At 41.2% G+C, this 5085-nt stretch carries 6 protein-coding genes; 2 read left to right on the forward strand and 4 right to left on the reverse strand.

The features are described from left to right. Positions 1 to 528: 528 nt before the first annotated feature. The 4 genes from efp to ADA55_RS00020 all read right to left on the reverse strand — a co-directional run bounded on the left by efp (position 529) and on the right by ADA55_RS00020 (position 3227). The gene (gene efp / locus ADA55_RS00005) at positions 529 to 1086 is read right to left on the reverse strand and encodes an elongation factor P (RefSeq protein WP_034308328.1); all 558 of its coding nucleotides are present in this window, start codon (positions 1084 to 1086) and stop codon (positions 529 to 531) included. A 26-nt stretch (positions 1087 to 1112) separates the two neighbouring features. Next, positions 1113 to 2174: a M24 family metallopeptidase gene (locus ADA55_RS00010; protein ID WP_048677781.1), complete on the reverse strand. Its 1062-nt coding sequence runs from the start codon at positions 2172 to 2174 to the stop codon at positions 1113 to 1115. Next, positions 2171 to 2620 (reverse strand): type II 3-dehydroquinate dehydratase, encoded by a 450-nt coding sequence (gene aroQ, locus ADA55_RS00015; RefSeq protein ID WP_048677783.1) that lies wholly within the window; start codon positions 2618 to 2620, stop codon positions 2171 to 2173. Before aroQ ends, ADA55_RS00010 begins: the two co-directional genes overlap by 4 nt. A gap of 94 nt (positions 2621 to 2714) precedes the next feature. After that, positions 2715 to 3227, reverse strand: coding sequence for a YqhR family membrane protein (locus ADA55_RS00020; RefSeq protein ID WP_048677785.1), 513 nt, complete (start codon positions 3225 to 3227; stop codon positions 2715 to 2717). Positions 3228 to 3561: 334 nt separating this feature from the next. Between ADA55_RS00020 and ADA55_RS00025 the strand changes: the two genes are divergently transcribed. Both ADA55_RS00025 and ADA55_RS00030 read left to right on the forward strand, forming a co-directional pair. Beyond that, positions 3562 to 4515 (forward strand): DUF1385 domain-containing protein, encoded by a 954-nt coding sequence (locus tag ADA55_RS00025; RefSeq protein ID WP_048677787.1) that lies wholly within the window; start codon positions 3562 to 3564, stop codon positions 4513 to 4515. A 137-nt stretch (positions 4516 to 4652) separates the two neighbouring features. Further along, entirely contained in the window at positions 4653 to 5027 is a 375-nt protein-coding gene (locus ADA55_RS00030; protein WP_048677789.1) for an SA1362 family protein, read from the forward strand. Positions 5028 to 5085 lie beyond the last annotated feature (58 nt).

Here is a 5085-nt window from a genome sequence, read left to right on the forward strand (position 1 = left end):
CAAGCGCCTGTGGGGTCTCGGCTAGCCAGTTATTCGGCAGGAGTGTCGCAGATTTCTTCAATCCAGTGAGGGTTCCACTCCATAAAAAAGTAAAACATGAAGGGTAACCAAGTCTTCTTATAAAATCATGGTTTGGGATGAGACCATACGGACCTTCCAGACTGGGAACTTGAGGAGATGAGGATGCTTTTTAAACATGATCATGATTCGATCAGCATGAATGATTACTTTGGACCAACTGGTGCCAGCTTGTAAAATGGAGATTAAAGAGGACTATCGTGTGTACAAATCATCCAATTGCATTTGTGCAGGACTCGTTCATCTTTATCACAGTGTTGTACAGAAAGTAAGGACCTTCAGAAAGTGGTGACACTTCATATTTGGCAAGAATAAATGGAAGAAGCAGATCATCTGCGTCATCATGAAGTCCCATCCAATAAAAAATCAAAAAGGTTTCGGAATGAGACCATTCCGAAACCTTTTTGTCTACAATTTGAGGCCGAGATATTAATCTCGGCCTTCTTTCATTTATGCACGTGATACGTAAGAACCTTCATTTGTATTGATCAATAGTTTGTCACCTTGGTTGATGAAGAATGGCACTTGAACCGAAAGGCCCGTCTCAAGTACTGCTGATTTCGTGCCGCCTGAAGATGTATCGCCTTTAATTCCAGGCTCAGTCTCCGCCACTTCTAGTTCCACTGTGTTTGGAAGCTCGACACCAAGTGTTTCCGCTTGGAAAGTCATGATATGTACTTCCATATTTTCCTTTAGGAACTTAAGTTCACGTTCAATGCTTGAAGCCGGGAGCTCGATTTGGTCATACGTTTCGTTATCCATGAATACATGGCTGTCTCCACTTGCATAAAGGTACTGCATCTTGCGGTTTTCAATATGTGCTTTAGCAACTTTTTCACCAGCACGGAATGTTTTCTCCTGGATTGAACCCGTACGAAGGTTACGAAGTTTAGAACGTACAAAAGCTGCACCTTTACCAGGTTTAACGTGTTGGAACTCGATAACCTGCCAAATTCCATTATCTACTTCAATCGTAACACCCGTGCGAAAATCGTTTACTGAAATCATAAATTTGTCCTCCTACATGTACATGTTTACAGAATGATTAACTCTTTAGTTGAATGAGTAAGTGCTTCGTTACCGTCAATTGTAACGATTGTATCATCTTCAATCCGCACTCCGCCTACACCCGGTAAATAAATGCCCGGTTCAACGGTTACAGCCATACCTGGTTCTAAAATGATATCAGACCTAAAGGATAATGCTGGACCTTCATGAACTTCAAGGCCGATTCCATGTCCGGTCGAATGTCCAAAATACTGCCCATATCCCTTTTCTTCAATTAGATTTCGAGTTAGTGCATCCGCTTCCCTGCCAGTCATACCGGGTTTGATCCCAGCCATTCCTCTCAGTTGAGCTTCTAAAACAATGTCATAAATAATAATAAGTTCTTCACTTGGCTTGCCAACCGCTAATGTCCGAGTGATGTCAGACACATACCCGTTATAATATGCCCCGTAATCCAATGTGACAAAATCGCCTTTTTCGATGATTTTATCAGTAGCCACTCCATGCGGAAGTGCGGACCTGATGCCGGATGCTACAATAATATCGAAGGAAGAAGAAGTTGCCCCTTGTTTCCTCATAAAGAATTCAAGTTCATTGGATACATCCAGTTCCGAAATCCCTGGACGCAGGAAATCCAGAATATGCGTAAACGCAGCATCAGCAATAGCAGCCGCTTCCTTTAATATCTTAATCTCTGATGAAGTCTTTATCAAGCGTAAATTCTCAATAACCCCAGACACCGGCAAAAGTTGGCCATCAATGGCCGCTTCATAAGCTTTATATGTAGCATAAGTCAGGTGCTCTTGCTCAAAACCCAGCTTGCCGATATTCATCGCTTTAGCCTGCTTGCCGACTTCTTCGATGATGGTTCCTTTGTGTTGAACGACTTCATAGTCCGGTGCCTGCTCGCCCGCTTGTTCCACGTATCTGAAATCAGTGATGAATTTAGCTTCTTTTTGGGAAATGAGTACAACGCCTGCACTTCCCGTGAAGTTGGTCATGTATCGGCGGTTATATGTACTGGTGATCAAAAAACCATCAATGCCCACCTTTTCCATCGAGGCTCTTAAGCGCATTAGTTTATTCATTTAATTTCCCCCTTTGCAATCTTTGTGATCGCCTGCAACGCCAATTCATAACCGTGTATCCCCAAGCCGACAATCTGTCCCGCCGATACCGCAGCGGTCACTGATTCATGTCTAAAGCTTTCACGGGCATGTATGTTCGAAATATGCACTTCCACCACTGGAACATCAATTCCGGCTATTGCATCACGAATCGCATAACTATAATGAGTAAAAGCCCCAGGATTAATGATAATCCCGTCGATCCCATGATCCTCTGACCAATGGAGCTTGTCGATAATCGCTCCTTCATGGTTAGTTTGAAAAGAGGTTAATTCCACATTTAACCCTTGTGCTTGCAGCATTAATTGCGCTTCGACATCCGCAAGCGTCGAGGATCCATAATGCGCAGGTTCCCGCTTCCCCAAACGATTTAAATTCGGACCATTGATTAGTAAGATTTTTGTCATCATCAAACACCTGCTCATGTTAAAAGAATGCTTTCCATGAACATTCTATCATAATTACAAATTGTCTTACTACTTTTTTACAACCAAGAAGCAATCAGCTTTCCGATTGCTTCTCGGCCTTGTTTTTATAGCGTATATATTCCTGATGATCGTATGATATAGAAAACCCTACAAAAAGACCGTATATAATAAAAATGCATACACTTGTTATAACAGTATTTGCTGACATTTTATAAAAGGTTGGCAAATCGATGAACATCGGTTTCAGGACAAATACAAGCAAAGCCCAGCAGACCACCCCCAAAATAATACCCGGAAAAATACTCTTCATCCTTTTAAAGAGGCTATAGTATATAAAGGCGATCCCCACGGATAGAATTCCGAATATAATCATGGTCATTACCGTACCGAGCCAATGATCGATCCAGGTCATATTTGACCACGAAGTCAGTATGAATTTTGGGCTAAAATCCATAAAGTTAACATAATGGGCTAGAATTCCGATAAAACTGGCTAAAGCCCCCCCTACAAAACCGACAGCAAGTACATTGTAAATTAACATGCTTTGATATTCCTGTTGAATTTGTCCATTTTCATTAGAAGACATATCAAACACCTCCGCTACGTAGTATGCCCTTTGTTAAATAGAACTATTTTTTTTTATTATTGGGGAGGAGAATCACTAGAGGTTTTGTGATTAATTCTGTATGATTAAATCATAAATAATCTGCTTTTTTCAGAGGAAAATCCCCATCCTCTGTTGAAATTTATAATGTACACAGGATAATACCTTCCTGTGATTCAACATTCAAAAAGCAATTGCAGGGGGTAAAGCTTCCATTCCATTTTGGAGGACCGCCTTAAACCCTTGTGATGCTTGATAATACACATGTTAGCACCCATGAGAGAGCTACGTGAATAACTATTAGGTTGGTGTAGAAATGTCTGAGGTTCAAAAACCCGTTTATGGAGGGCAGGCTGTAGTGGAAGGCGTCATGTTCGGTGGCAAACATCACACAGTCACTGCGGTACGCCGCAAAGATTCGACGATTGTATATTATCATCTGCCGCGTGAATCGAAACCTGTTGTAAACCGCTTAAAAAAAATACCGTTTCTACGGGGTATCGTATCACTGCTTCAGTCAAGTGCCACCGGTTCGAAACATCTTAACTTTTCAACTGAACAGTATGAAGAAGAAGACGGGGAAAAAGAGGTCGAAACGAAAAAAGAAACGAAAGACCCCTCTAAATTAAGTCTTTGGCTAGGTGTTGCCGTGATCGGTGTGATCTCCTTCCTTTTTGGGAAATTGCTTTTCACCTTGATTCCTGTCTTCCTCGCAAAATTGACAGAACCCATTTTCAGTGGCCATACGGCTCAGGTATTAGTGGAAAGCTTGTTCAAGCTGATCTTACTGCTCGTATATATTTATGTAGTTTCCTTGACGCCATTGATCAAGCGGGTCTTTCAGTATCACGGAGCAGAGCATAAGGTGATCAATTGCTTTGAAAGCGGAAAAGAATTGACGGTTGCGAATGTGCAGGCAAGTTCCCGCCTTCATTATCGCTGTGGCAGCAGTTTTATTTTATTTACTGTCATTGTAGGGATGTTTGTCTATCTTCTTGTACCAACGGATCCGCTATGGGTTCGTGTCGTCAATCGCATTTTACTTATCCCCGTCGTGCTCGGCATAGCATTCGAAGTCTTGCAGTTGACTAACAAAGTAAGGGACACTCCCATCCTGCGTTACCTTGGCTATCCCGGCCTTTGGCTTCAGTTATTGACAACCAAAGCCCCTACCGATGATCAAGTCGAAGTCGCATTGGCATCCTTCCAAGAACTGTTGAGGATGGAAAAAGAGACCGAAAAAGGTTTAGAATCAGATGTAATTGTGTAAAACATCTATACACATTTTGATGATGGAAAATCATATACTAACTAAATGAATGATCTTCATTTTTTTCAAATATTTCACAATTAAAATGTTTAAAATAAGCTAAAAATGCTTATGATGCTCTTAAGGAGGTGTCTTTGTTGAAACGTTTCATATCTTTCATGATATACGGAATCATCGCCCTCGGAGTCCTCGGACTATTGAGCCGACTATTTAATGACCCGATTGGCTTTTTTAGAAACATTCTCATAATAGCCATTGTCGCAGGGATTATTTATATGATTTATACCGGATTAACAAAGGGAAAACCAGTTAAGAAAGAGCAGCAAGCATTCCGAAAGGCTGCCCGCCAATCGAAAAAAAGGCTAAAAAACCGAACTTCGAAAAAGGATAATGTGGCTAGCTTCTCTGCAGCAAAATCATCAAAGAAAATAAAATGGAGAAAGAAAACGGATAGTCACTTAACCGTCATCGAAGGGAAAAAGAATAAAAAGAAAAATCGGGCTTCTTTTTAAGAGCCCGATTCAGACTGTAGACAAACTCGATGAAAATCGAGTTTGTCTATTTTTATGG

Origin of the sequence: Bacillus sp. 220_BSPC (genome assembly GCF_001054655.1) — a bacterium.
Lineage (GTDB): Bacteria > Bacillota > Bacilli > Bacillales > DSM-1321 > Peribacillus > Peribacillus frigoritolerans.

Excerpts from the sequence above, each read along its gene's own strand:
- efp (WP_034308328.1), bottom strand. The coding sequence starts at position 1,086 with ATGATTTCAGTAAACGATTTTCGCACGGGTGTTACGATTGAAGTAGAT.
- ADA55_RS00010 (WP_048677781.1), bottom strand. The coding sequence starts at position 2,174 with ATGAATAAACTAATGCGCTTAAGAGCCTCGATGGAAAAGGTGGGCATT.
- aroQ (WP_048677783.1), bottom strand. The coding sequence starts at position 2,620 with ATGACAAAAATCTTACTAATCAATGGTCCGAATTTAAATCGTTTGGGG.
- ADA55_RS00020 (WP_048677785.1), bottom strand. The coding sequence starts at position 3,227 with ATGTCTTCTAATGAAAATGGACAAATTCAACAGGAATATCAAAGCATG.
- ADA55_RS00025 (WP_048677787.1), top strand. The coding sequence starts at position 3,562 with ATGTCTGAGGTTCAAAAACCCGTTTATGGAGGGCAGGCTGTAGTGGAA.